This window comes from Chryseobacterium sp. PCH239 (assembly GCF_018924625.1).
Taxonomy (GTDB): domain Bacteria; phylum Bacteroidota; class Bacteroidia; order Flavobacteriales; family Weeksellaceae; genus Chryseobacterium; species Chryseobacterium cucumeris.
The window spans coordinates 3,264,449-3,287,963 of the sequence record NZ_CP073027.1 but is presented as its reverse complement, the minus strand read 5'-3'; the positions used below and the strand labels follow the sequence as shown (position 1 = coordinate 3,287,963).

Below are 23,515 nucleotides of genomic sequence, written 5' to 3'. Positions count from 1 at the left end.
ATATTTATTTTTTCGTTATGTTCGTTAATATAATATTTTTAGCTAAGATATCCAAAGTATCTTTTGCCATTCCTTTATTAGTCATAGTTAGTTTTTTTATTTTGATCATCAAATCTTCCAAATCAGCACTTGCAGCCTTCTTAAAGTCATCTCCTATAAAGACTTTGATTACTTTGATATCTCCTACAATTGCCTTATTAAAGCTGTTAAGATCCTCAGAAGGAACCCATAATTCATTGTGATTTCTAGCCCCGACATTCTGTGCAGGATATTGATCCGTCACTTTTTCCAACACCTCAAACCGGGTTACAAAACCAAGATAGTCTCCAGCTTCGTCTCTGGTGTTCCATTTTTCTGCAATCTCTGAAGCATATTCTTCATTAAGAACGGGGTAAAAAATAGGCTGCCATTCCAGTCTTGGAGGAAATTTTTAAATCCGCTTTCCATAATCAAGATCATTTCTTTTTCTCCTACTGGTCTATATAATGTTGTTGTTTTCATGACGTTCGTTTATTTGGTTATACTGTGGCTCCAATTCTGTAAGCCAGTTCTTTTGACAGAGGATAGTTTTTTTCTACCGGCAGCAGTTTTTTTGCCTTATCAAATTCTCCCGACCTGGTAAGATTCAGAATCTTCTTAACCAAAGGAGAATAATCCTCTATTTTTACAATCCATTCTTCATTGAACTCCTCAATCAATGCGCGGCTGATTCCTACCTGAATGGAACGGTAATTCAGTTTTGCTCCTTTAATATTCCTTTCAGGATCCCACTGCACATATATTCCGGCATTTTCAAAATCTTTTTCCCATTTCCGGGGATCGGGATAGACCCTTTTTTCAGGTGAAGTAAGAATTGCTTTGCCTAAAGCTTTCTCCCAGGCTTCTCTTTTAATATGTAAGGCCAGGGTACATTCCTGATTGGATTTCTGTCCATAATTGCTGCGCTCCATCATCCAGAGAAAAGAAGGCTTTATCCAGGTCATCCTGTTGAATGAAAAAGGAGCTGTAAATTTCTGATCCTCTACGGCTGATTTTGCAATTGCTTTATTATAGGCTTGGTAGACAATCAGCGTGTCATTTTTATAATCTGCTCTTATTTCAAATTCTCTCATTGTTGGTTAATTTATTAAAAATCATACACATATACCTCCACATTCTTTACAAGCAATGTTCTTTCGATAATAGGTTCAATTTCTTCCCATTTTCCTCCTGCCAGTCCACATCCGATTCTTGGCATATGAACGCTTGCGTTCAGCAGCAAAGCTTCGTTGGAAAGTTTTTCCAGAGCTTTTTCAATGGCATCATACCGAACAGGGACACCATTACTTCCGGTTTTTATTCCTTTTTGCCCGATTATATTGGCTACAAAAATGTATTTTTCAACCTGAACCAATTGAATTTCTCCTAAAGCAAAATTATTTTTACTTCTGAAACGGTGCCAGTTTCTATATTCTTTTTCCGGCTCTTCCCATCTTTTGGAAACTGCCAGTACAAAACCTTTTCCCCAACCTCCGATATCATTGCAGATGTGGGCGATGATCTTTATTCCTTTGGCCTGTGGGACCGTAGCATCCCCTTTTAAATATTGTATAGTTTTCATGGTTATTTTCTTTTATTCTCTATCATTTCCTCCTCTCCAAATAAAATTAACATTTTTAACTGCTGAATTTAAAAAATCCGTTTAAAATCTTTAGAATAAGGAGAATAGGATCCATAGACAACACCAAATTCCTCATCAAGATTTTCTACTTTAAATTCCTCATCAATCTGATCCAGACAAGTAATGACAAGATTTTTTTTAACCGGAAATGCATAAGCTCCATCCAGTTTTAAGGCATAATTCAGCAGTTTGTAATCTATTTCTCCGGTTCTTAGCTCCTTTTGATATTCATTGAATATACAGGTTTCTTCTTCATTGTTTTTCAGATTCATTTCTTTTTCATTGCTCATCCAGCCGTTTCCATGACGGGTTGCATAACTTCTGGTCACATAATACATTTCAATATCTTCAATCTTTAAAAGCTTACAAATCTCACAGGCATTTTTTGAAGTCGTATGTGCATAAGTCACATTGGGAAAAACGCCATGGTCCATATCGAGTAAAATACCCTGACTTCCTTCGAAAATGAGGTGATCAAACGAAGCCAGGTATTTATAATCATTTATCTTCCAATCAATAGCTTCAATAGCATTTAAGAAAGGTTCTAAAAGTTCACTGATCTCGCCTTCTTCTACAAAACCATAGTAATAGGCAATTCCTTTCAGTTTTTCTATCAGCATTTCTCTGGGTGCTATAAGGTCTATAGCAAATAGTTTATAAGGACTTTCGTTTCTTTTCATCGTGGCTCCCACTCCTTTTCCGCAGGTTCCGTGTTCCAGATTACGGGCATTTGTTCTGTTCTGCCATACATCGAAAGGAGTTGTCAGCTTTGCCAATGGATGGATATGCAGCTCAATGTTTCCGTTCTTTGCTTTTAACTCTTCTCTTTCATTCAGAAGAAAAACCGGATGAATCGTACAATGCTCGGTAAAGTAAGAAGGCAGACCACGAAGTGCACCACTGGAAAAACTGGAATGCACATGCTTTCTTTCATCCATCATTACGGTATGGGCAGCCTGCTGTCCTCCTGAAAATCTGATCACAACAGCTTCCGGATTCTGAGAAGCCAGAAAATCTGTGGTAATTCCTTTTCCTTCATCACCAAAACCAAGTCCTATTACTATTTGCGCCTTTTTCATGTCTTTTAATTTTTGAGGTTTCTAGTATTGTCATTCCTATTTTAGGACGACATTGACAGATTTCTAAAGCATCTGAAACTGATCCAATCCTACTGTTCCTGTTGTTCCGATGCTTTTGCTTTTAAACTTATCACAGATAATGTTTTTAATAACATTCGGAATGTCCCTGTGATCTGCTATGGAAATACAGTTTTGTCCTAATAATTCTTTCCAGCCTCTGTCTGCTCTCAGTGCCTGATCGGAATGCAAAACACTGATGTGGTATACTTCATATTTTTTCTTTGCTTCTTCCAGCAGTTCAAAATGAGTATAGGTTTGCTGTCCTTTTCCCATGATTTCCCTGATTGCAGATGCAGAAAGTATTTTTAAACAAGGTTCATCACCTACGGTAAACAATAATCCTTTTTGTCCTCTTTTTTCAAACGCATCTGTTCTGGTGTGAAATGCTGCAAAATACCACGCTAAAAGATAGCTTTCTCCTGCATTTCCACCACCTCCGGACTCAATATAAGTTCTTGTGAGCCACATATCCAGTTCTTCATCTCCTGATTCGAACTGTCCCACCTGAAGCGGATAACCATCACATTCATGATCTCCGATTCCAAGGAATAATAAGGCCGGATCAGGAACGCCTCCCTGGATAATTCCGCCCATGAGTTTCGGTAATCCATCTCTGATCAACTCATGAGGAATATGTCCCATACTTCCGGTAACATCTAATCCTAAAATAATGGGAACTGAATGAGGGTGAACTTCTGAATCTCTGGATTCCCTGAAAGAAACTCCATGAGGATTCATCGATTCATGAGCCATTCTTTTGGCATTCTGGGTGAAAATTTCCCCTGCTGATTTTGTTCCGTAACCTGCTTTGCTTGCTCTGTCATAACGAGCGTCTAAATCATATCTTGTACTTCCCATGACTACAGTATTTTTCCAAATAAATATTCAAATCTCTTTTGGGTTACTTCGAGCTGAATATTCAGATTTCTAATTGTTAATGATAATTCCATGTCTTTCTGAACGAATGCTTCAGGATTGAAATCCGCAAAAGTCAGACTGTTTCTGTCTAAAGGACTGATATCAATAAGCCCTTCCTGTTCGCGCTCGAGTCTTTTAATTTTTAATTCGATATCTTCCACTCTGCGCCTGTAAATCAGTTCGGAATCTGCTCCGATGATTTTTGCACGGTCTTCTCTGATCTGATCATTATTTCTTTGTAATGATTCGATAAATCTGGGTTTTAATTCATCTTCCATGATCAAATATTTTTATTTGTGTTAAAATTACACTAATTAAACAAGACATAGCAATGCCTTTCTCCGATCCGGTTGAATTATACTATTGAATACATTATATCTGTTCTCAAAACATATTTCAAGCCACTGATCAGTGTTTTTCCTTCGTGTCTTAAAGGGTGGTGAAAAACAAGAGCGGTTCCTTTCTTCGGAGCTACTGTAAACAGGTTTTCAAATTCTGTTTCTCCGCCTTCAAAATCATCATTCAGATAGATCATAAAAGTGTAGAAACTTTTCTCCTTTTCATTTCGGATATAACTTCCATCTCTGTGCATTTTGAACTGCTGTCCGGGAGCATATTTATAAACCCTGAGCATTTCATTAAAGTTAAAAAGTTGATATCCACCACATTCCTGAGGCAGAAACTCTACAGCCTTATTAAAAAGCTCTTCAGCAATTGCAGTATCAAAAACCATCAGTCGGTCATTATTTCTGATTCCTTTATTCATCTGCTGGCGTCCGAATACATTGATTTTTGCTTCTTCAAAGGCTTTTTCCTGCGAAAGACTGATATAATGATCACATTCAGTCTCAGTAAGAAAATTTTCAATCAGAAATATTTGTGGGTGTAATTCTATTTTTTCCATAATTAATATTTTGTGTCTGGTTTGTGTTTTTATCTTCTTAATTCATTTCTTACTTCCATCAAGGCAAATCCTAAAAGGTTTTCTCCGTTCCATAATAAAGGGTTTTCTGCTCTGCTATCCGTTTCCAGCATCCCGATTCCCCAGATTCTATCATAAGGGCTTGCCTCCACCAAAACTTTGTCTCCGGTTGATAAAAGAAAGTCTTTAAATTTCTGATTTTGAGAGAATTTCAAAAGATTTCCCTGAGTTACAATCTGATATTTATGTTCATCCCAAAGCTTCGGATCAAAGTTTTTTACTTTTCTACCCAGAGCTTTTGCCTGATTCGGAGTAGCGGCTTTTAAAATTTCCTTTTCCATTTCAGCATCATTAAATAATCTTGCTTTTGCAGCCATCATATAATGTTCTGCTGTTCTATAGATAATTCCGTTTTCTTCAAAACTTCCTGGAAACCATTGGCTTAAACATGATTTGGTAACAATATCTTTTGCCGTGTGTCCCCAGAAAAAGAGATATTTTATCTTTTCCTTTTTTTGAAAGCGTTCTATAATATTTTGTAAGGTATATTTCATGATTGCGTTATTTTGACACAAATTTAAAAGAATATCAGTCTTTGCACCAAATTTATTTGTGTTAATTTTACGCTAATAAATATAATTGATTGATTTTCAGCAATAATAATTTAATCTTAACAAACACGAATAACACAAATTTTAATCACAAATGACACAAATTTGATAGGTTTCAGCTAAAACTGGTGGAATTTGATCTTAAAAATTGTTATTACATCAATGTCATTCTAAACACAGACTGAAGGTCTGCGAACGTAGTTCAACAGTGTAGTGAAGAATCTAACCAATTACGAGATTCTTCCTCCGTCAGAATGACTGAAGACCGATAATACAATCCGGAGTTAGATATTTCCTATTGAATGTCTTAATACTGTATAATGTGCATTCCGAAAATGCCTGTAAATATTAATGAATATTTGTGCAAGACATTTGTGAAATCTGTGTTTAAAACAATCTATTTAATCTCAAAGTAAAAGCCCTGCTCTTCAAGCTCTTTATATTTTTCTTTATTGAAAGTAAAAAGTTTTCCGGGTCTGCCGCTGCCTTCTTTTTTAACGTTGTTGGTTTCGTTAAGCAATCCGTAACTCATGATTTTTTTGCGGAAATTTCTTCTGTCAATTTCTTGTCCGACAATGGTTTTATAAAGATTTTCAAGATCTGAAAAAGGGAATTCTTCATTGAGAAGATTGAAGCCGATTGGCTGGTATTGAATTTTTGTACGAAGTCTTTTTAGAGCAGTTTCAATAATTGTTTTATGATCAAAAGCAACTGAAGGAAGTTTATTAATACTGAACCACTGCGCATCTTCAGCATCTGAATCAGCAAACAATTCATGGTAAGACGGGTTCACTAGCCCCAGATAAGCCACAGAAACCACTCGGTTTCTTGGATCCCGTCCCAGATTACCAAAAGTATACAGTTGTTCCAAAAAATCGGGCTTTATACCGGCTTCTTCATACAATTCTCTTTTTACCGCATCATCTACACTTTCATCATCAAGAACAAGCCCTCCCGGAAGTGCCCAGCCTCCTTTAAAAGGTTCAATATTTCTTTTAATCAGAAGGATCTGAAGATCTTTTTTATCAAAATATCCGAAAATAACGGCATCTACAGCCACTTTTATATCCTGTAATTTTTTTGGAGACTCCATAAATTGATTTGCGTTACGAATACACAAAGTTACAATTTATGGTTGTATTAAAAAATAATTTCCGTTATAATAAAAGTTCTTATCTTTAATTTATCTTTCTAACCATCTTAAAACTAAATCATTATGAAAAATTTATTAACAATTCTTTCCGTTGCTATTCTGTTAATAGCTTGTGAGAAAGGAAAAACGACAGCTTCCACTGGTTCTGATAAAACAGATTCAGCTTCTACATCTGAATGGAAACCTGTAGATTCCGCAACCGCCATGAAAGACTGGATGGCGTACTCAACTCCGGGAGAAATGCAGAAAATGCTTACAAAATCTGATGGAACCTGGACAGGAGAAACGACAATGTGGATGGAAAACGGAGCCAAACCTATGATGAGTAAATCTGAAGCGACCAATAAAATGATGTTTGGCGGACGTTATCAGATCACAAATCACAAAGGAGACTTTATGGGAATGCCTTTTGAAGGAATGAGCATTGTGGGATATGATAACGCAAAGAAAAAGTTTGTCAGTACGTGGATCGATAATATGGGAACCGGAATCATGCATAGCGAAGGCGACTGGAACCCTTCCACAAAATCAGTTGAATTCAAAGGGAAAATGACAGATCCTTCAAGACCTGGAAAAGACTGTGATTTCAGAGAAGTATTCACCTTTGTGGATGATAATACTCAAAAGCTTGAAATGTATGGCCCGGATTCCAAGACCGGAAAGGAATATAAAACAATGGAAATAAAATATACGCGTAAAAAATAAATGCATTAAAAAACCGCTTCTGATGAAGCGGTTTTACTTTATAATAGATTAATAATTAATCATTTAATTTTAGTACAGCCATGAACGCCGATTGTGGTACTTCTACTCTACCAATCTGCTTCATTTTCTTCTTACCTTCTTTCTGCTTTTCCAATAACTTACGTTTTCTGGAAATATCCCCTCCGTAACATTTTGCGGTAACGTCTTTTCTCAAGGCCTTAATCGTTTCTCTTGCGATTACTTTCGTCCCTAATGCAGCCTGAACAGCGATATCAAACTGTTGTCTCGGGATCAGTTCGCGAAGCTTTTCACACATTCTTTTACCGATATAATAAGCATTAGAATCGTGAATCAATGAAGATAAAGCATCTACCATGTCACCATTGATCAGGATATCCATTTTTACAAGCTTGGAAGCTCTGAATCCGATTGGATGATAATCGAATGAAGCATATCCTTTAGAGATAGATTTTAATCTGTCATAGAAGTCGAATACCACCTCAGCAAGAGGCATATTGAAAATTAACTCTACTCTTTCTGATGTCAGATAACTCTGGTTAACAATTTCTCCTCTCTTTTCAATACATAAAGTCATTACTGCTCCTACGAAATCGGATTTTGTAATGATAGACGCTTTGATGAATGGTTCTTCTACTCTGTCCATCGTTGAAGGATCCATCATTTCAGACGGGTTATTGATCAGAATGGGAACTTCAGGTTCTTTTTTAGTATATCCAAAATAAGATACGTTCGGTACCGTAGTGATCACATTCATATTGAACTCTCTGTCAAGACGTTCCTGAACAATTTCCATGTGTAGCATTCCCAAGAATCCGCAACGGAAACCAAAACCAAGAGCGGCGGAACTTTCCGGTTCGAAAACCAGAGAAGCATCATTCAGTCTTAATTTTTCAAGAGAGAATCTTAATTCTTCGAAATCTTCAGAATCAATCGGATAAATCCCGGCAAATACCATTGGCTTTACTTCCTCAAATCCATCAATCGGAGCATCCGCAGGTTTTTCAAATGAAGTGATGGTGTCTCCTACTTTTACCTCACGGGCATCTTTAATACCGGATACAAGATATCCCACGTCTCCGCAATGGATCGTTTTCTTGGGAACCTGCTTCAGTTTTAATGTACCTACCTCATCAGCTCCATATTCCTTTCCTGTAGCGAAGAATTTGATCTTTTCATTTTTAGTGATGCTTCCATTCACTACTTTAAAATAAGCTTCAATACCTCTGAACGGGTTGTATACAGAGTCAAAGATCAAAGCCTGCAGTGGGCCGTCAGGATCTCCTACCGGTGCAGGAATTCTTTCAACAATCTGCTCTAAAAGGTTATGAACACCTTCTCCTGTTTTACCGGAAACTCTCAATACATCTTCATATTCGCATCCGATAAGGTTCATGATCTCATCGGTTACTTCTTCAGGATTTGCAGACGGAAGGTCAATTTTATTCAAAATCGGAATGATCGTTAAATCATTTTCCAATGCAAGATACAGGTTGCTAATAGTCTGTGCCTGAATACTTTGCGCAGCATCTACAATAAGAAGTGCACCTTCACAGGCAGCAATAGAACGGGAAACTTCATAAGAGAAGTCAACGTGTCCCGGGGTATCAATAAGGTTTAAAATATATTTTTCTCCTTTATACTCATAATCCATCTGGATAGCATGTGATTTGATTGTAATCCCACGTTCTTTCTCCAGATCCATATCATCCAGCGTCTGAGACTGTAATTCTCTTTGGGTAACGGTATTCGTGTACTCCAATAGACGGTCTGCCAGGGTACTTTTACCATGGTCGATATGAGCGATTATGCAAAAATTTCGTATGTTTTTCATTTAAGAATCTTGTAGTTTGCAAAGATAAGAAAATGCAGGAGAATTTTTCATTCTTAATTCTTTCTTTTAACTGAAACACAGATAACAATAAGAAAAGAGGGAAAATTTTCCCTCTTTTTAAATATTATTTTGTTTTGCCAAAGTCTTCCGGTAACACATAATTTCCGGTAAAAGGATCAAGATAAACTTTAGGTCCTACAGTATTCTTTCTTTTGCCTGATAAACTGACATCTATCACTGCACCAATAACGCCACCAATCAGACCTCCTGCTGCTGCACCAATTGTAACCCCGGTTGTAGCAGTTTCAGGAAATAATTCTGCTTTTGTTACCTCAATAAAAACACCCTTATCATCTTTAAAAATCTCAGTGTAACCCACAGGGATATTTTTGTAGGCAATGCCTTTATACACGAAACCATAAAAATGTCTTATTGCCGTTTTTTCCTCTCCTTTTATGGCCTTAGTAACGACTCCTTTATCATTAGTCTGCAAAGTAAATCCGGGTTCAGGATGGTGAGTAAAAAAGCTGTAATAGTCTTTATAAACTCCTTCTTTTAATTCATCTGCTTTTAGAATACTAAGTTTTTCTTTCAATACAGAAGTATAATCAGGAAAATCATTTTCTGAAATACTAAGTTCCCAAGGTGTTGCTTTATAAGATTCTTTAAAAAGGTCAGTAAGAATTAAAGTTACTTTTCTTGCCAGACTTTGTGCCAGATAAGGAGTTGTTCGTGATGAAACTGTTGCTACAGTATCTATTCTATCAATAAAATGATATCCGTCTTCTTTCTTAATAAATGTACTTGCCTTTAATTCAAGCTTTCCGATAGAATACTTTTCCTTTTTATCTTCTGAAACATTCAAATTTTCAAGCAAAAAAATCATCTCATCATTTCCCCTTACCGGATTGTATTTATAAAACCAATCCTGTATGTCTTTGCTGGCATTATTTTCGAAAATAACTTTTACCTCATCCTTATGGTACATCACCATTCCGATTTCCTGATTACCTCTTTGATCTATCACTGTAAGACTTTTGATAGAGTTTTTGTTATCTTTAATAGATTTTGAAAGATCAATGGTTTCTGTTTTCTGACCCAATAATACTAAAGAAAATAATAAAAAGGAAAGTGCTTTTTTCATAGATAGAATTTGTGGTAAAAATAATTTTTTTATTGTAAAAATTAAACGGCTCTCACAGAAAGATCTGTAAGAGCCGTCCAACATTAAAAAAATAAACTATTATGGGTTCTGTCTGGATCCAGAAGCGTCATGATTTCCGTGAGGTTTTCTTTCATCCATTTTATCTTTCATCATCTTTTCAGATTGAAACAGCTTCAGAACTTTTTGGCAGGGAATTACCTGCTGCATTTTATCTGCATATTTTTTTCTGTTATCCAATAACTTCTGTCCCACTTCAAAACTTTGCTGCAGCTTAGCTTTAGCTTCTTCATCTGATAAAGTTTCGGGATCAAAATTGGAATTAAACTGACTTTTTATCTGCTTCTGGCTATCCAGATATTCGTTATACAATTGTGTAAATTCGGCTTTATCATCCGGATCAACATTCAGATTATCCATGATCATATTGTTCCTGAATTTCTTTAGGAGGTCTTTTCTCTCTTCCGGAGAAAGATTATTGATGACTTCTTTCCTTTGTTTAGGATCCATCTTTTTCCAATCATAGTCTGTCCTTTGGGCATTTAATCCAAAGCCATAAATAATCAAAAACGTCAATAATATCTTTTTCATTTTCTTTTAATTATAAATATCCAAATAAACGTCCTGAGTCGAATTACTTGCTAACTCTGCAATTTCAGAATTAGAAAACGAGTCCAGATATTCATTCATTCGTGTTTCTTCTTTTTTCTTTACAGTTTTCACCGGTTCAGGGGTCTCTGCAGTTTTTTTGGTTTCGTTTACACTTTTAGAAGCGTAGACATTGTTATTTTTTTGATTGTCAACTGTTTGATCATTATTTTCAACAGAAGTTAAATCAGATTTTAAAGTTTCATAAGCCAGCTCGCTTTCTGTTTTCGGCGCTCCGTCATTGGCAGCATAAGCTGTTTTAGAGTTCAGTATCTGTTCAGGGGAATCATTATCTGAATTAAAAACATAAGTTGCTCCAAAAATCAAAGCCAGTGATGCAGCTGCTGCATACATCCAGTTCAGCTTAAAGACAGGTGCTTTTTTACTTGCCTTTATATCATTCATAACGTTCTCCTGAATATTTTGAAACAAATTATCAGGAACTGTGTAAATGTTTTTACGCTCTAATTTTTCTATGTCGAACTCTTTCATCTTTGGTTGTCAAAAATTATTTTTCGTAATTTTCTTTAATATACTCTTCTATTTTCTGTTTGGCATAATGATAATTTGTTTTCAAAGTGCCTACCGACATATCCACAATTTTTGATATTTCTTCGTAGGGCAAATCATCATAATACCGCATCATAAATACCAGTTTCTGCTTTTCGGGCAGGCTCTGTATAGCGTTCTGCAGTAAAATCTGTATTTCTTCAGCATCTCCTTCTGTATTATCTGCGACGAGATTCTGCATATGATACTCCGGATCCTCATCCGTTTTCTGCATTTTTTTCATTTTGTTGACCTGTTGTAGTGCTTCGTTGGTAGCGATTCTGTACAACCAGGTATACAACTGGCTATCATTTTTAAACTGATGAAAATTCTGATATGCTTTAATAAAAGTTTCCTGCAAAGTATCCTGTGCAAGATCTCCGTCCACAATAATTCTTCTTATGTGCCAGTATAATCTGCTTTGATAGGCGTCCATCAAGGCACGAACCCCTTTATCCTGGGTCCGTGGATTCTGCATCAACGAAATAATTTCCGCGTCCTTAATCTTCATAAGATGCCTTCATTGTTTTGGATTACAAAAATAGCTGAAAGTTAAATTAAAAATTCAATTTTCAATGTAAATATTAAAAATAATATGAGACACTTACGCAATAAACGTGCCTATATTGAAGTACAGAATTTCTGAAGTGTTCTTCTTTTCCCGGCTCAGCTTAAAATCTTATATTTGTTATATGCAAATTGTAATCATCGGTTCCGGAAATGTAGCCTATCATATGGCAAAAGCTTTCACTTTGAAAAGTATTCCTGTAGCCCAGATTTTTGGGAGGAACGAAAAAGAATTAGGTAAAATTTCTGAAGAATTAAATATTCCTTATTCCACAGATCATCTGGAAGAAGCAGATCTTTATATTCTTTGTGTAAGTGATCATTCTGTAGAAGAAGTCTCAAAAATTATTACAAGAAAAGATTGTCTGGTTGCCCATACCTCAGGATCTCTTCCAAAAGAAGTGCTGGCTGGTGTGTATAGAAAATCCAGCTTCTACCCTTTACAGACTTTTTCAAAATCCAAAGAACTTGAATATGAAAAAATTCCATTTTTTATAGAGGCGGAAAATGAAAAAGATCAAAAAATATTGTTTGATCTTGCTTCAAAGATTTCACAAAGAGTGATGGAAAGCAATCACGAAAAAAGAAAATATATTCACCTGACTGCTGTATTTGCCTGCAATTTTGTGAATCATCTTTTTTCAAGAGCTAAAGAAATTTCAGATTCCCAGGATATTCCGTTTGATTATTTCTTACCCCTCATTGATGAAACGGTTCAGAAAATTCATGAAATTGAACCCAAACTGGCACAAACCGGTCCGGCAGTAAGAAATGATGTAAGGATTTTACAGCTGCATGAACAGTTATTAAAAGACGAGAGTCTTGAAATTTATAAAACAATGAATCATTCTATTCAGAAAATGTATGAGCTATAAAGAGAAATTAAAAGATATTAAGGCATTTGTATTTGATGTTGACGGAGTTTTCACTGACGGAAGCGTATATCTGCTTCCCGGAGGAAACATGTGCAGGGTAATGAATGTCCTTGACGGTTATGCAGTAGTAAAAGCTTTAAAAAACAATTATTTAATTGGGGTTATTACGGGAGGAAATGATGAGATGGTAAAGCACAGAATCAATTACCTGGGTATTCAGGATTACTATCCGAAGTCTCACAATAAAATGAATGATTTTGAAGATTTTAAGAAGAAATACAATCTTAAAAACGAAGAAATTCTGACCATGGGTGATGATCTTCCGGATATTCACATCATGGAAAGCTCAGCCATTGCGGCATGTCCTGAAAATGCGGTTCCTGAAGTAAAAGGAATTTCCGATTATATTTCTCCTAAAAAAGGAGGAACCGGTGCAGTTCGTGATGTCATTGAACAGGTAATGAAAGTTCAGGGGAACTGGCATGACGATAATACTCAATCTGTATAAGTATCTGTATGAAATTACTTTTAGCATCACAATCCCCAAGAAGAAAAGAACTTCTTTCTAGTTTAGGCTTTGAATTTGAAGTTGTAAAAATAGACTGTGAAGAAATTATTCCGGAAAACATCAAAATAGAAGATGCTGCGGCTTATCTTTCTGATTTAAAAGCTTCAGCCTTTAGAAAACTTGAAGCGGGCGAAGTACTTCTGACTGCTGATACGGTAGTCGCTATCGATAATCAGATCCTGGGAAAACCAAAAGATGAAGATGACGCCTTTACTATGCTTCAAAGTCTTTCGGGAAGAACGCATCAGGTCTATACGGGCATTACCATCAAAACCGTCAATACATCCATTACCGAAACAGATGTAGCCGATGTTACTCTGGACACTCTTTCTGATGAAGAAATAAACTATTATATTCAGAATTATAAGCCTTTTGATAAAGCAGGCAGTTATGGTATTCAGGAATGGCTGGGAATGGCAAAGATCACAAGCCTTACAGGAAGCTATTATACCATTATGGGACTTCCTACCCATCTTGTTTATAAAATCCTGAAAGAATCTTCTCTGATTTAAAAGATTATCAGGTTTAAAACTTCCATTAAAGAAGAAATAAAATACTTCCTGACGAAATATAAATATTATTCATTATAAAATTTTATTATTTTTACAAAATCATCAAACTGCTGATAATAAAAAGCAGATTAGCGAGTTATATTGAATAATGAAAAAGAATATATTATTCCTTTTAGTCATATATCTTGTTGCTTCATGTGCTACCAAAACGAAAAAGCCGGAGCAGCGATCAAGAGTATTGAAAGGATTTTCCACATATTATAACACATTATTTAATGCAAAAGATGCATTAAACAGTGAGTTTACCACCAGAGACAAAGGGCATAAGGACAACTTTTATGCTCCCTACATTCCTATTCTGACTTATGAAGAACAGCCTTTAGGAAGTGATCTTGGACAGACTGAGGCTTTTGCCGAAAATTCGATGAAGATGGCTGAAGTAGCCAACAGACCTTCTGGAAGAGGTAATTCAGGAATTCCCAATATTCCCGGCGGACCTCAGGGAAATGGCCCTTCAAGACCTGACGGGGAACAGACCAAAGGAGCCACTACTCTCGAAATTGCAGAAGCAAAAGCTTTAAAAGCAATCAATAAATACTCCGTAACCAGAAATGGTGAGGAGAAAAATAAACAGATTTTTGATGCCTACATGATCCTTGCCCAGGCAAGAATTTATCGGGGTAAATCTCTGGAAGCACTTGATGCTCTGAATTATGTTTTCACCCGTATGAAAGATGACAAAAGGATTCCACTCGCGAGAATCTATCAGGGGCTTGCTTATGATCAGATCAAAGATTATCACAGAGCGCATGAAACATTTGCCAAACTGAAAAGTGAAGATATCAGTAAAAGCTATGCAAAACTGCTGAGCATTTACTATTCCGAATCTTTGCTTGATGCCGGGAAAAAAGAAGAGGCCGCCAAAGAACTTGATAATGCTTTTGAACTGAACAGCAACAGAAAACTGAAAAGCAGAATCGCTTATCTGAGAGGTCAGGTGCTGGAAAATCTGAATCAGAATGATAAAGCAAGAGAAAGCTATGCTGCAGCGTATAAATATGCCAGTGATTTCGAATTTGAAGTAAAATCTCAGGTTGCCATCGCCAAAACTTTTAACGGTAAAGGAGACTATGCAGGAGCCAAAAATTACCTGGAAGGAATCAGTAAAAAAGGGATGTATGGCTCCAGAAAGAACGAATTTTATTATGCCTTAGGTTTAATGGCTAATAAAGCAGGCAAAAAGGATGAAGCACAGCAATTCTTCAGAAAATCACTGTTTGAAAAGGTTTCTGATCCTCAGATCCGTGGATTGGCTTATTATGAAATAGGAAAAAGCTATCTTGACAAAAATGATTATATAGGGGCCGGAAGTTATTATGATTCTGCGCTTGCCGTAATGACTTATGAACCATCAAAAATCCTGTTAAAAGATCAATCCGAGTATATTAAAAAGATTTCCAAAAACTACTATCTGATCAAAAAGAATGACAGTATTCTTTCTCTGGCAAAAATGAATGATGCTCAGAAAACAGACTATTTCACAAAATATATTGCCAAATTAAAGATTAAAGAAGAGAAAGAGGAACAGGAAAGAAGACGTGCAGAAAGAAGTAAAGGTTTTGATACCGGAGATTACAGTGCCAATTCTATTTTTGCCAATAGTGGCAATTCTTTTGAAGACTTTGGAGTCACTACAAAAGGTTTTTATTTCAGCAATTCAGGAACGGTAAGCAAAGGAACCTCTTCATTTAAGCAGATCTGGGGAGACCGTGCCCTGGCCGATAACTGGCGTTCTTCCAAGAAAATGGCGTCTATTGAAGATATGAAAAATGAAGCGTTGGGAGTAACCTCTGCGCCTAATCCAAGACGTTTTGAGCCTGCGTACTATATTGAACAGATTCCTACGGATCAGGGAAAATTATCTCAGTTAAAAAAGGACAGAGATACCGCCTCATTAGGTCTGGGAATTATGTATCAGAATTATTTTACCAATACTCCACTGGCCACGAAAACACTTTATGATCTTGTTGATGTAAAGCCGGAAGAAAAAGTGATGTTACAGGCATTGTATGAGATTTTTGCCATGAATTATGAGAAAAATCCACAGGCTTCTGAAAGAGCAAAACAAATTCTCTTAGCTGATTATCCTTATACTTCTTACGCTGAATTTGCCAGAAATCCTAAAAATAAATCATTTGTAAAATCAACTGAAGAAGTTGAAAACGAATACAAAAAGGCATATGCACTATTTGAATCAGAAAAATTTGTGGAAAGTAAAGATATTATAGATCAGACGATTCAGAAGTTTCCGAAAGATGCTCTGGTTCCTAAGCTGTATTTATTAAATGCTTTCAATGCAGGAAAATCAAGTGGAAAAGAAGTTATGATTCTGCAGCTGGAACAGATTGCCCTGAATTATTCCAAAACACCTGAAGGGATAAGAGCTAAAGAAATGCTGAATTATCTGAAAAGTGACCTCAGCTTCCAGGCAACGGACAACAAAGGAAATAATATTCCTCAACAACCATCAGGAGCACCTGTACAACCCAACACCCAAAATACGGGAGTTCCACAAATGAATAGTGGAAAAGTACAGAAGCTGGATAATATAAGTACAGCTCCACAAGCAAGCCCGGGGCAACCACAAAATCCTAAAAAACCTACTGAGACAAAATCAGGATCGAAGATCCCGCCAAGACCTCAATAAAATAAAAAGCGAAGATTTATTCTTCGCTTTTCTTTTTCTTTACTCCATGGAAATCTTTGAGATAAAAAGGCTCAAAATAAGCCATATCTTCAAATTCTTTGTTTTGTATTTTCTCCAGAGTCTTTCTGATGAGATATTGTGCAGAAGGATAAACATCTTCTTTAAAAACAGCATCGGGGAGATTCAGAATTTCTTTTGCTTTTTTAGCGCCATCCCCTATAAACAGAATTTTTTTATCTTTAAATTCTTCAAAAGATGTTTCATCCAGAATCTTGGCTTCGGTCTTGGATAACTCCTCCCCTGTTTTACCGTCATAAACGGCCGTATAAACCTCCATTCTCCTTGCATCGATCAAAGGTATTATAAAATCGTAGTTATCGCCTAAAAAAGGCTCTATCATGCTTTCAAGAGAATTCACTGCTACCAGAGGAACTCTGAGTCCATAACAAAACCCTTTAGCAGAGGCAGCTCCGATTCTTAGGCCGGTATAAGATCCGGGACCTTTTCCTAAAGAAACGGCTTCGATATCTTTAAGCGTAATCCCCGCTCCTTCCAATGCCCACTCTACATAAGTGTGAAGACTTTCAGACTGTTTATAGTTTTCAGAAACTTCTTCACAAAGGCACAATAACTTCTCATTATCGGATATGGCTACTGAACAGTTTTTCGATGATGTTTCCAGATATAGAATTTTCATTTTTTTGTTTTAAGCTAAACAGCAAAATTGCATTTAATTTTCTGCAAATTTACTTCATTATTTTGGACTATTTTCTATAAATCGTTCTTGGCTCAGCCTGAGCACTTGGATAGATAGTCATATCTGAAATAGTAACGTGTTTCGGAGCATTTACACAGTAAGCAATGGCATCAGCAATATCTTCTGCTTTCAGGGCATCATAGCCTGCATACACCGTTGAAGCCTTTTCACTATCGCCTTTGAACCTTACCAGAGAGAAATCGGTTTCTACAGCTCCCGGCTGGATATTGGTTACTTTGATTCCAAATTCGGTAAGTTCCAGTCTCATACCTTCCGAAATAACGTCTACTGCTTTCTTTGTTGCACAGTACACTACTCCATTCGCATAGGTTTGTCTTGCTGCTACAGAACTGATATTTACAATATGACCTAAATTTTTAGTTTTCATAGTTGGAATGATCATTTTGGAAACATACAGTAATCCCTTCACATTTCCGTCAATCATAGAATCCCAGTCGTCCGTCTTACCAGCAGAGAGAGGATCTAACCCATGAGCATTGCCAGCATTATTAATCAGAACATCAATATCTTTCCAGTTCTCAGGAAGAGAATTAATAGCTGCTTCCACTTCTTCAAGATTCCTTACATCAAATATTAAACTAAATATTTCGGTGTATTGGGAAAGTTCTGTTTTTACAGACTCCAGCACCTCACTTCTCCTTCCACAAATAATAATTCTGTTTCCTTGCTTTGCAAGAAGCTCTGCAGTGGCTTTACCTATACCGGAAGTTGCACCGGTGATTAATATTGTCTTCATAAAATTGGTTGTTAAATGTCCGAATGCACTCCTCTATCAATGTCATGATTCTGTTACATTCAAACATTGTTGTATTGATTTATTAATTTGCATCAAAGGCCTGAAAAGCATCTTTGATATGGTCAATAACTAAGTTTTTTTTATCATCGGGAAGAACGGAAATAATGTCAAACCTGACTTCCTGATCGTTATTACATTCCTCAAGATAATGATTAGCTGCAGAAACAATGGATTTTATTTTTGTTTTGGTTACAGCTTCCTGAGGAAGGATGAACGCATCGGTGGATCTTGCTTTCACTTCCACGATAATAATCAGATTATCTTTTTCAGCAATGATATCAATTTCGTTTTGCTTAAAACGAAAGTTTCTGGCATTAATGGTATAGCCGTTTTTCTGAAGATAATCAGCAGCGAGATTCTCTGCTATTTTTCCAAAATCATTATGATGTGCCATAGTGTATAGTTAAGAGTTTGGAGATAGGAGAGTACTGATACTTTAAAAATCTATTTTTACTTTAGCATCCACTTTTATTTTCACGCTTGCACCAATTAAAAGTGGTCTGTTGTCTTTTATATGCCCATTCGGGAAGGCAAATACTACCGGGAAATTATACTTTGAAATTCTGTCTGAGATCAGTTTGTAAACGAACTCATCAAAGCTATCTTCATAGTTTTTATTTTCCTTTTCATCTCCCATATTGGTCATTCCACCAACAATCAATCCTTTGATTTTGTTGAAGACACCTGCCAGCTCCAGACTCATAATCATACGGTCCAGTGCATAGAAGTTTTCTCCTATATCTTCAATAAACAGAATCTTGTCTTTAAAATCGAATGAATATTTCGTTCCCAGAAGAGCGTAGATAAGGGCTAAATTTCCTCCGACCAGTTCTCCCTGAATATTCCCGTTTTTATTGAATGGGTGAGATTTTAGGACGTATTTAGGCTTTTTGCCTTTTAGGATATCAAAGATCAGATCATAGCTTTCATTTGTCACTCCAAAACTTGATGTCTTAATGGTCTGTCCATGAATGGAAACAAAACCTTTTTTTAACAGATAACTTTGTATGACTGTATTGTCTGAATATCCGATATACCATTTCGGGTTTTCTGTAAAGTTTTTCAACTTCAGGTGCTGAATAAGATGCTGGCATCCGTAACCACCTCTTGAAGCCCATACAGCTCTTATTTCCGTATCGTTTAAGGCCCAGTTGATATCTTTTGTTCTTTCCTTTTCTGTTCCGGCGTAATTATATCCGTTTGAAAATTTAGTGTAGAGATGTTCTCCGAGAACGGGTTCAAAACCTCTGCTTTTAATCATTTCTATTCCCTTTTCCAGTTGAGTAGTATCTACTGCACCTGCAGGGGAAATAACAGCTATTTTGTCTCCTTTTTTAAGAGACTTTGGAAAGATCATTTTTTTCATTTTGCTTTTTGATATTTTACTTCTTTCTTTTCTGCTTCCTCCAGTTGTTTTTCAAATTGGTTGAACTTTTTAAAACTCTGCAGGAAAATAAAGAAACTGAATATAATAAGAATACAGCCAACAACTCTTCTGATCTGGTTGGCCAGTTTTTGTGTTAATTTATCGTGAAACTGTTTGGCAAGAAATATCTTGGCAAGATCTATAGACAGGTAAGTGGCCAGTACTATACTGATGTATAAAATAAAACTGCTGGTGTCCGGATATTGATTCCTTACGGAAATTACCGTTACCAGCCAGAAAAGGATGACTCCAACATTCAGAAGATTAAAGAAAAAACCGTTGAAAAAGGTCTTAATATAATTTTGACCAATGATCTTTTCTTCTCCGGGCAGGTGCATTTTGGTTTTGGTCACCAGCATTACAATTCCGTAGATGAAAATAAGAATAGAAGTGATCCTGTAAAAACCTGGATGTTTATCAATTAAAGAAACAATATCCGTACTGGCATAGTACGCCGCTACAATGCATAATAAATCTGCCGTAATCACACCAAGATCCAGTGACAGAGCATGTCTGGGGCCTCTGGAAAAGCTGGTTTCAATAAGCAGGAAAAAAATAGGTCCTATGAAAACCAGGCTTAGCATAAATCCTAATATGACGGCAGATAGTACAAGTTCTAGCATTAAGTAGTGTTTTAAAATGAATAAAAATTCATTTCGTTTAATACAAAGTTAGACTTTATGATTTAATTATTCAATAAAGTTATGATATATCAAGTGGATTTTAATAACACTTTAATGTAATTTTTTATTAAGGAATAGGAGAGGAGTGGAGAGTACATTTCATACTTTTTATATTTAGAAAATAAAAGGCTGACGGTTCGGTAACACATCAGCCTTTATAATTTTATCAACAGTCTTCTTAAAGACTTAATTCTTTACTTCACAATCTGGAAGTCAAGCTGCTTCTGAATCAGATTGGCTTTCACCACCTTAATCTGAACTTCATCTCCAAGCTGATATTTATTTCCATGTCTTATTCCGTATACAGCATGGGTTTTCGCATCATACATATAGGAATCATCCACAAGGTCTCTTAACTTGATCAAACCTTCAGCACCATTCTCAGGAATTTCAACCCAGAAACCAAACTCAGCTACTCCGGAAATCACTCCTCTGAATGTTTCTCCCAGATGTTTTTCCATGAATTTTACCTGCATGTACTTGATGGAATCTCTTTCCGCATCTGCTGCCAGTCTTTCCATCGCACTGCAGTGTTTTGCCTTTTCTTCAAGCTCACCTCTGTTTGGAGATTTTCCTCCATCCAGATAATGCTGAAGAAGACGGTGTGCCAGCAAATCGGGATAACGACGGATAGGAGAGGTGAAGTGGCTGTAATACTCAAAACCTAAACCATAGTGGCCGATTGGTTCTGTAGAATACACAGCTTTGCTCATACTTCTCATCGCAAGAGTTTCAATCATATTTTCTTCCCCTTTTCCTTTTACATCATGAAGAAGTTTATTCAAAGACGCAGCCACTTTTTTGGTATTGGCCAAATCCATTTTATATCCGAAAGTAGCAACGAAGTCTCTCAAAGATTCCAGTTTTGCAGGATCCGGATCATCGTGAACCCTGTAAATAAATGTATTGTTGGTGATCTCACCTTTTCTTGAAAGTGATACAAATTCTGATACTTTTTTATTGGCTAAAAGCATGAATTCCTCGATCAGGTGATTGGAGTCTTTACTGATTTTAAAGTACACACCAATCGGTTCATTATTTTCATCAAGATTGAATCTTACTTCACTTCTGTCAAAAGTAATGGCTCCTTTTCTTATACGTTCATGACGCATTATTTTCGCCAGCTTATCAAGTGTATTGATTTCTTCCGCCAGATCTCCCTGTCCGGTTTCGATACGCTCCTGAGCTTCTTCATATGTGAATCTCCTATCTGAGTGGATTACTGTTCTTCCGAACCACTGCTTTTGAATTTCAGCATTATCATTCAGTTCAAAAACAGCTGAAAAGGTATATTTATCCTCGTGCGGACGAAGGGAGCATACATCATTACTCAAAACTTCCGGCAGCATCGGCACAACCCTGTCAACAAGATATACTGAAGTAGCTCTCTGATAGGCTTCATCATCCAGAATAGTTCCCGGAACTACATAATGAGATACGTCTGCAATATGAACTCCGATTTCCCAGTTTCCATTTTCCAGTTTTCTAATGGATAAAGCATCGTCAAAATCCTTCGCATCCTTAGGGTCAATGGTAAACGTACAGATATTACGCATATCCCAACGTTTTGCCACCTCGTCATCTGTGATGCTTCTGTCAATTTTATCTGCATCAGCTTCTACTTCCGATGGAAATTCGTAAGGAAGACCATATTCTGCAAGAATAGAGTGGATTTCCGTTTCATGTTCTCCCGGAGCACCCAGCACCTGAATGATTTCACCTTCCGGGTTTTTGTCACCCGGTCTCCATTCCGTCATTTTTACGATCACCTTATCGCCATCTTCAGCATTGTTGAATTTTCCTTTCGGAATAAAGATATCTGTGTTGATTGTCTTTTTATCACAAACCACAAACCCAAATTCCTTATGGGCAACCTTCTGAAATGTTCCTACAAATTCCGTTCTGGTACGTTCCAAAACTTCCAAAACAGAGCCCTCTAATTTCTTTCCTTTATAATGATAAGTTATAATAAGAACCTTATCTCCCTGCAATGCATCCTTTACATTTTTGGAATGAACGAAGACATCATCTTCCAAACCTTCCACACTTACATAAGCATTTCCACTTTGGTTAAAGTCAATAGTTCCGGTAAGCGTTCCTGCGATTTTCAGGTTCACAATGTATTTTCCTTTTTCAACTTCTTTAATCTTTTCAGATCCCTGAAGTTTATGCAGCGCCTGGATCACAAGTTCTCTTTGTCTTGGATTTTTGTAATCTATCCCATCAGCGATCTGCTTATAATTATAAATTTTGGATGAATTTGCATTCATAAAACGGAGGATCATTCTTCCGATCTCCATCATCTTTAAATCATTTTTATGACTTATATATTTTCTTTTTTTTGGCATTTTAATTTTTCTTTTAATTGTTTTGGTCTTATCTCAATTAAGACCTTTTTCTAAATCTTCCTTATTAGTTCCTTAGTATAAGGTTATTCAATTTCATCATTAGAATCTTTCCGTAAATCATCAGAAATTATCTTTCATTTTGCTTACAACGGGAGCTTTAGTTTTGTATAAATTTAATACAATTCTGGAGAAGAAAAGAGAAAAACCTTTTATTAAATATATTTCAAATATAAGAAAGGCTTTGGAGAATAATAGAGTGTAATTTCTATTGGACACTGCAAATGTACGAATAAAAAATAAATAAGGCTTGTAAAGTGATTTACAAGCCTTATTATAATTAGCAAACTGCAATTTTATCAACTCTGTTCTGGTGTCTTCCACCTTCAAAGTCTGTTGAAAGAAATTTATCTACAATTTCAAGTGCCAGTTCTTTAGATATAAATCTTGCCGGCATTGAAATCATGTTGGCATCATTATGCTGTCTTGCCAGTGTTGCAATCTCCGGCATCCAGCATAAAGCGCATCTTATCTTCTGATGTTTGTTAGCAGTGATCTGAACTCCGTTTCCGCTTCCACAGATCAGAATTCCCAGCTCATTTTCTCCGTTTTCCACAGAGGTTGCCGCAGGGTGTACAAAGTCTGGATAATCCACACTGTTTGTGGAAAACGTTCCAAAATCCTGAACATCAAAACGTTCTGAAAGGTAGTTCTTAACAATCTCCTTATATTCATAGCCTGCATGGTCCGCTGCGATAGCAATTTTTCTTTTCATAATACTCTTATTAAGCTTTATTAGATTCTATTTCCTTACAAAGGTAAGAATAATAACAATTCGTGTTAGTAAACCCTGAGTTAATTGTGAAAAGGTATGTGAATAACTGTGGAAAACTTTTCTCAACTTTCTATTTTTAAAGATCAATTTATTTCGTAATAGAA

Annotated in this window: 27 protein-coding genes; 5 read left to right on the top strand and 22 right to left on the bottom strand. The window is 36.3% G+C overall.

What is annotated here, in order from left to right; all coding sequences use genetic code 11:
• Positions 1 to 4 precede the first annotated feature (4 nt).
• From KBP46_RS23815 to KBP46_RS15190, 10 genes are all read right to left on the bottom strand, one after another.
• The gene (locus KBP46_RS23815) at positions 5 to 283 is read right to left on the bottom strand and encodes a hypothetical protein (protein ID WP_253297054.1); all 279 of its coding nucleotides are present in this window, start codon (positions 281 to 283) and stop codon (positions 5 to 7) included.
• A 23-nt stretch (positions 284 to 306) separates the two neighbouring features.
• Positions 307 to 501 (bottom strand): hypothetical protein, encoded by a 195-nt coding sequence (locus KBP46_RS23810; RefSeq protein ID WP_253297053.1) that lies wholly within the window; start codon positions 499 to 501, stop codon positions 307 to 309.
• A gap of 17 nt (positions 502 to 518) precedes the next feature.
• Positions 519 to 1,112: a DUF4291 domain-containing protein gene (locus KBP46_RS15225; protein WP_123278743.1), complete on the bottom strand. Its 594-nt coding sequence runs from the start codon at positions 1,110 to 1,112 to the stop codon at positions 519 to 521.
• A gap of 14 nt (positions 1,113 to 1,126) precedes the next feature.
• Positions 1,127 to 1,600 carry a macro domain-containing protein gene (locus KBP46_RS15220; protein ID WP_062672771.1) on the bottom strand — a complete coding sequence of 158 codons (474 nt, stop codon included), beginning with the start codon at positions 1,598 to 1,600 and terminating at the stop codon, positions 1,127 to 1,129.
• Positions 1,601 to 1,668: 68 nt separating this feature from the next.
• Positions 1,669 to 2,739, bottom strand: a complete 1,071-nt coding sequence (locus KBP46_RS15215; protein ID WP_123278741.1) for an adenylosuccinate synthetase — start codon at positions 2,737 to 2,739, stop codon at positions 1,669 to 1,671.
• A gap of 63 nt (positions 2,740 to 2,802) precedes the next feature.
• A complete protein-coding gene (locus KBP46_RS15210) occupies positions 2,803 to 3,657 on the bottom strand; it encodes a hypothetical protein (protein ID WP_216443608.1) in 855 nt (284 codons plus the stop codon).
• 2 nt (positions 3,658 to 3,659) lie between these two features.
• Entirely contained in the window at positions 3,660 to 3,995 is a 336-nt protein-coding gene (locus KBP46_RS15205; RefSeq protein ID WP_062672777.1) for a hypothetical protein, read from the bottom strand.
• Positions 3,996 to 4,072: 77 nt separating this feature from the next.
• A complete protein-coding gene (locus KBP46_RS15200) occupies positions 4,073 to 4,621 on the bottom strand; it encodes a 2OG-Fe(II) oxygenase (RefSeq protein ID WP_216443607.1) in 549 nt (182 codons plus the stop codon).
• A 29-nt stretch (positions 4,622 to 4,650) separates the two neighbouring features.
• Positions 4,651 to 5,193 carry an NADAR family protein gene (locus KBP46_RS15195; protein WP_216443606.1) on the bottom strand — a complete coding sequence of 181 codons (543 nt, stop codon included), beginning with the start codon at positions 5,191 to 5,193 and terminating at the stop codon, positions 4,651 to 4,653.
• A gap of 454 nt (positions 5,194 to 5,647) precedes the next feature.
• Positions 5,648 to 6,343, bottom strand: a complete 696-nt coding sequence (locus tag KBP46_RS15190) for an NUDIX domain-containing protein (protein ID WP_034694004.1) — start codon at positions 6,341 to 6,343, stop codon at positions 5,648 to 5,650.
• Positions 6,344 to 6,466: 123 nt separating this feature from the next.
• Here KBP46_RS15190 and KBP46_RS15185 point away from each other — a divergent pair, with 123 nt between their 5' ends.
• Entirely contained in the window at positions 6,467 to 7,108 is a 642-nt protein-coding gene (locus KBP46_RS15185; protein WP_216443605.1) for a DUF1579 domain-containing protein, read from the top strand.
• Between the two features lie 55 nt (positions 7,109 to 7,163).
• On the opposite strand, the gene lepA is transcribed toward KBP46_RS15185, so the two are convergent.
• The 5 genes from lepA to KBP46_RS15160 all read right to left on the bottom strand — a co-directional run bounded on the left by lepA (position 7,164) and on the right by KBP46_RS15160 (position 11,830).
• The gene (lepA, locus tag KBP46_RS15180; RefSeq protein ID WP_062672783.1) at positions 7,164 to 8,960 is read right to left on the bottom strand and encodes a translation elongation factor 4; all 1,797 of its coding nucleotides are present in this window, start codon (positions 8,958 to 8,960) and stop codon (positions 7,164 to 7,166) included.
• A gap of 124 nt (positions 8,961 to 9,084) precedes the next feature.
• Complete coding sequence (locus tag KBP46_RS15175; RefSeq protein WP_216443604.1) at positions 9,085 to 10,104, bottom strand: hypothetical protein; 1,020 nt, start codon at positions 10,102 to 10,104, stop codon at positions 9,085 to 9,087.
• A gap of 99 nt (positions 10,105 to 10,203) precedes the next feature.
• Positions 10,204 to 10,713, bottom strand: a complete 510-nt coding sequence (locus KBP46_RS15170; protein ID WP_062672787.1) for a hypothetical protein — start codon at positions 10,711 to 10,713, stop codon at positions 10,204 to 10,206.
• Positions 10,714 to 10,719: 6 nt separating this feature from the next.
• A complete protein-coding gene (locus tag KBP46_RS15165; RefSeq protein WP_216443603.1) occupies positions 10,720 to 11,262 on the bottom strand; it encodes a hypothetical protein in 543 nt (180 codons plus the stop codon).
• Positions 11,263 to 11,278: 16 nt separating this feature from the next.
• Positions 11,279 to 11,830, bottom strand: coding sequence for an RNA polymerase sigma factor (locus KBP46_RS15160; protein WP_110008945.1), 552 nt, complete (start codon positions 11,828 to 11,830; stop codon positions 11,279 to 11,281).
• Between the two features lie 181 nt (positions 11,831 to 12,011).
• Here KBP46_RS15160 and KBP46_RS15155 point away from each other — a divergent pair, with 181 nt between their 5' ends.
• The 4 genes from KBP46_RS15155 (at position 12,012) to KBP46_RS15140 (ending at position 16,548) form a co-directional block, all read left to right on the top strand.
• A complete protein-coding gene (locus KBP46_RS15155) occupies positions 12,012 to 12,761 on the top strand; it encodes a Rossmann-like and DUF2520 domain-containing protein (protein ID WP_216443602.1) in 750 nt (249 codons plus the stop codon).
• Positions 12,751 to 13,269 carry an HAD family hydrolase gene (locus tag KBP46_RS15150; RefSeq protein ID WP_062672795.1) on the top strand — a complete coding sequence of 173 codons (519 nt, stop codon included), beginning with the start codon at positions 12,751 to 12,753 and terminating at the stop codon, positions 13,267 to 13,269. The genes KBP46_RS15155 and KBP46_RS15150 overlap by 11 nt, the downstream gene beginning before the upstream one ends.
• Before the next feature lie 8 nt (positions 13,270 to 13,277).
• Positions 13,278 to 13,841, top strand: coding sequence for a nucleoside triphosphate pyrophosphatase (locus KBP46_RS15145; protein WP_062672798.1), 564 nt, complete (start codon positions 13,278 to 13,280; stop codon positions 13,839 to 13,841).
• Positions 13,842 to 13,989: 148 nt separating this feature from the next.
• Positions 13,990 to 16,548, top strand: a complete 2,559-nt coding sequence (locus tag KBP46_RS15140) for a lipopolysaccharide assembly protein LapB (protein WP_216443601.1) — start codon at positions 13,990 to 13,992, stop codon at positions 16,546 to 16,548.
• A 16-nt stretch (positions 16,549 to 16,564) separates the two neighbouring features.
• On the opposite strand, the gene tsaB is transcribed toward KBP46_RS15140, so the two are convergent.
• From tsaB to rpiB, 7 genes are all read right to left on the bottom strand, one after another.
• A complete protein-coding gene (gene tsaB / locus KBP46_RS15135; protein ID WP_216443600.1) occupies positions 16,565 to 17,245 on the bottom strand; it encodes a tRNA (adenosine(37)-N6)-threonylcarbamoyltransferase complex dimerization subunit type 1 TsaB in 681 nt (226 codons plus the stop codon).
• A gap of 67 nt (positions 17,246 to 17,312) precedes the next feature.
• Entirely contained in the window at positions 17,313 to 18,062 is a 750-nt protein-coding gene (locus KBP46_RS15130; RefSeq protein ID WP_123278731.1) for an SDR family NAD(P)-dependent oxidoreductase, read from the bottom strand.
• Positions 18,063 to 18,144: 82 nt separating this feature from the next.
• Positions 18,145 to 18,516, bottom strand: a complete 372-nt coding sequence (locus KBP46_RS15125) for a YraN family protein (protein ID WP_123278730.1) — start codon at positions 18,514 to 18,516, stop codon at positions 18,145 to 18,147.
• Between the two features lie 42 nt (positions 18,517 to 18,558).
• A complete protein-coding gene (locus KBP46_RS15120; protein WP_216443599.1) occupies positions 18,559 to 19,488 on the bottom strand; it encodes an LD-carboxypeptidase in 930 nt (309 codons plus the stop codon).
• Positions 19,485 to 20,171, bottom strand: coding sequence for a LysE family translocator (locus tag KBP46_RS15115; protein WP_062672810.1), 687 nt, complete (start codon positions 20,169 to 20,171; stop codon positions 19,485 to 19,487). Before KBP46_RS15115 ends, KBP46_RS15120 begins: the two co-directional genes overlap by 4 nt.
• Positions 20,172 to 20,425: 254 nt before the next feature.
• Positions 20,426 to 22,579 (bottom strand): ribonuclease R, encoded by a 2,154-nt coding sequence (gene rnr, locus KBP46_RS15110; RefSeq protein WP_123278728.1) that lies wholly within the window; start codon positions 22,577 to 22,579, stop codon positions 20,426 to 20,428.
• Between the two features lie 337 nt (positions 22,580 to 22,916).
• Positions 22,917 to 23,351: a ribose 5-phosphate isomerase B gene (gene rpiB / locus KBP46_RS15105; RefSeq protein WP_120232314.1), complete on the bottom strand. Its 435-nt coding sequence runs from the start codon at positions 23,349 to 23,351 to the stop codon at positions 22,917 to 22,919.
• Positions 23,352 to 23,515: the final 164 nt, after the last annotated feature.

Excerpts from the sequence above, each read along its gene's own strand:
- KBP46_RS23810 (WP_253297053.1), bottom strand. The coding sequence starts at position 501 with ATGAAAACAACAACATTATATAGACCAGTAGGAGAAAAAGAAATGATC.
- KBP46_RS15225 (WP_123278743.1), bottom strand. The coding sequence starts at position 1,112 with ATGAGAGAATTTGAAATAAGAGCAGATTATAAAAATGACACGCTGATT.
- KBP46_RS15220 (WP_062672771.1), bottom strand. The coding sequence starts at position 1,600 with ATGAAAACTATACAATATTTAAAAGGGGATGCTACGGTCCCACAGGCC.
- KBP46_RS15215 (WP_123278741.1), bottom strand. The coding sequence starts at position 2,739 with ATGAAAAAGGCGCAAATAGTAATAGGACTTGGTTTTGGTGATGAAGGA.
- KBP46_RS15210 (WP_216443608.1), bottom strand. The coding sequence starts at position 3,657 with ATGGGAAGTACAAGATATGATTTAGACGCTCGTTATGACAGAGCAAGC.
- KBP46_RS15205 (WP_062672777.1), bottom strand. The coding sequence starts at position 3,995 with ATGGAAGATGAATTAAAACCCAGATTTATCGAATCATTACAAAGAAAT.
- KBP46_RS15200 (WP_216443607.1), bottom strand. The coding sequence starts at position 4,621 with ATGGAAAAAATAGAATTACACCCACAAATATTTCTGATTGAAAATTTT.
- KBP46_RS15195 (WP_216443606.1), bottom strand. The coding sequence starts at position 5,193 with ATGAAATATACCTTACAAAATATTATAGAACGCTTTCAAAAAAAGGAA.
- KBP46_RS15190 (WP_034694004.1), bottom strand. The coding sequence starts at position 6,343 with ATGGAGTCTCCAAAAAAATTACAGGATATAAAAGTGGCTGTAGATGCC.
- KBP46_RS15185 (WP_216443605.1), top strand. The coding sequence starts at position 6,467 with ATGAAAAATTTATTAACAATTCTTTCCGTTGCTATTCTGTTAATAGCT.
- lepA (WP_062672783.1), bottom strand. The coding sequence starts at position 8,960 with ATGAAAAACATACGAAATTTTTGCATAATCGCTCATATCGACCATGGT.
- KBP46_RS15175 (WP_216443604.1), bottom strand. The coding sequence starts at position 10,104 with ATGAAAAAAGCACTTTCCTTTTTATTATTTTCTTTAGTATTATTGGGT.
- KBP46_RS15170 (WP_062672787.1), bottom strand. The coding sequence starts at position 10,713 with ATGAAAAAGATATTATTGACGTTTTTGATTATTTATGGCTTTGGATTA.
- KBP46_RS15165 (WP_216443603.1), bottom strand. The coding sequence starts at position 11,262 with ATGAAAGAGTTCGACATAGAAAAATTAGAGCGTAAAAACATTTACACA.
- KBP46_RS15160 (WP_110008945.1), bottom strand. The coding sequence starts at position 11,830 with ATGAAGATTAAGGACGCGGAAATTATTTCGTTGATGCAGAATCCACGG.
- KBP46_RS15155 (WP_216443602.1), top strand. The coding sequence starts at position 12,012 with ATGCAAATTGTAATCATCGGTTCCGGAAATGTAGCCTATCATATGGCA.
- KBP46_RS15150 (WP_062672795.1), top strand. The coding sequence starts at position 12,751 with ATGAGCTATAAAGAGAAATTAAAAGATATTAAGGCATTTGTATTTGAT.
- KBP46_RS15145 (WP_062672798.1), top strand. The coding sequence starts at position 13,278 with ATGAAATTACTTTTAGCATCACAATCCCCAAGAAGAAAAGAACTTCTT.
- KBP46_RS15140 (WP_216443601.1), top strand. The coding sequence starts at position 13,990 with ATGAAAAAGAATATATTATTCCTTTTAGTCATATATCTTGTTGCTTCA.
- tsaB (WP_216443600.1), bottom strand. The coding sequence starts at position 17,245 with ATGAAAATTCTATATCTGGAAACATCATCGAAAAACTGTTCAGTAGCC.
- KBP46_RS15130 (WP_123278731.1), bottom strand. The coding sequence starts at position 18,062 with ATGAAGACAATATTAATCACCGGTGCAACTTCCGGTATAGGTAAAGCC.
- KBP46_RS15125 (WP_123278730.1), bottom strand. The coding sequence starts at position 18,516 with ATGGCACATCATAATGATTTTGGAAAAATAGCAGAGAATCTCGCTGCT.
- KBP46_RS15120 (WP_216443599.1), bottom strand. The coding sequence starts at position 19,488 with ATGAAAAAAATGATCTTTCCAAAGTCTCTTAAAAAAGGAGACAAAATA.
- KBP46_RS15115 (WP_062672810.1), bottom strand. The coding sequence starts at position 20,171 with ATGCTAGAACTTGTACTATCTGCCGTCATATTAGGATTTATGCTAAGC.
- rnr (WP_123278728.1), bottom strand. The coding sequence starts at position 22,579 with ATGCCAAAAAAAAGAAAATATATAAGTCATAAAAATGATTTAAAGATG.
- rpiB (WP_120232314.1), bottom strand. The coding sequence starts at position 23,351 with ATGAAAAGAAAAATTGCTATCGCAGCGGACCATGCAGGCTATGAATAT.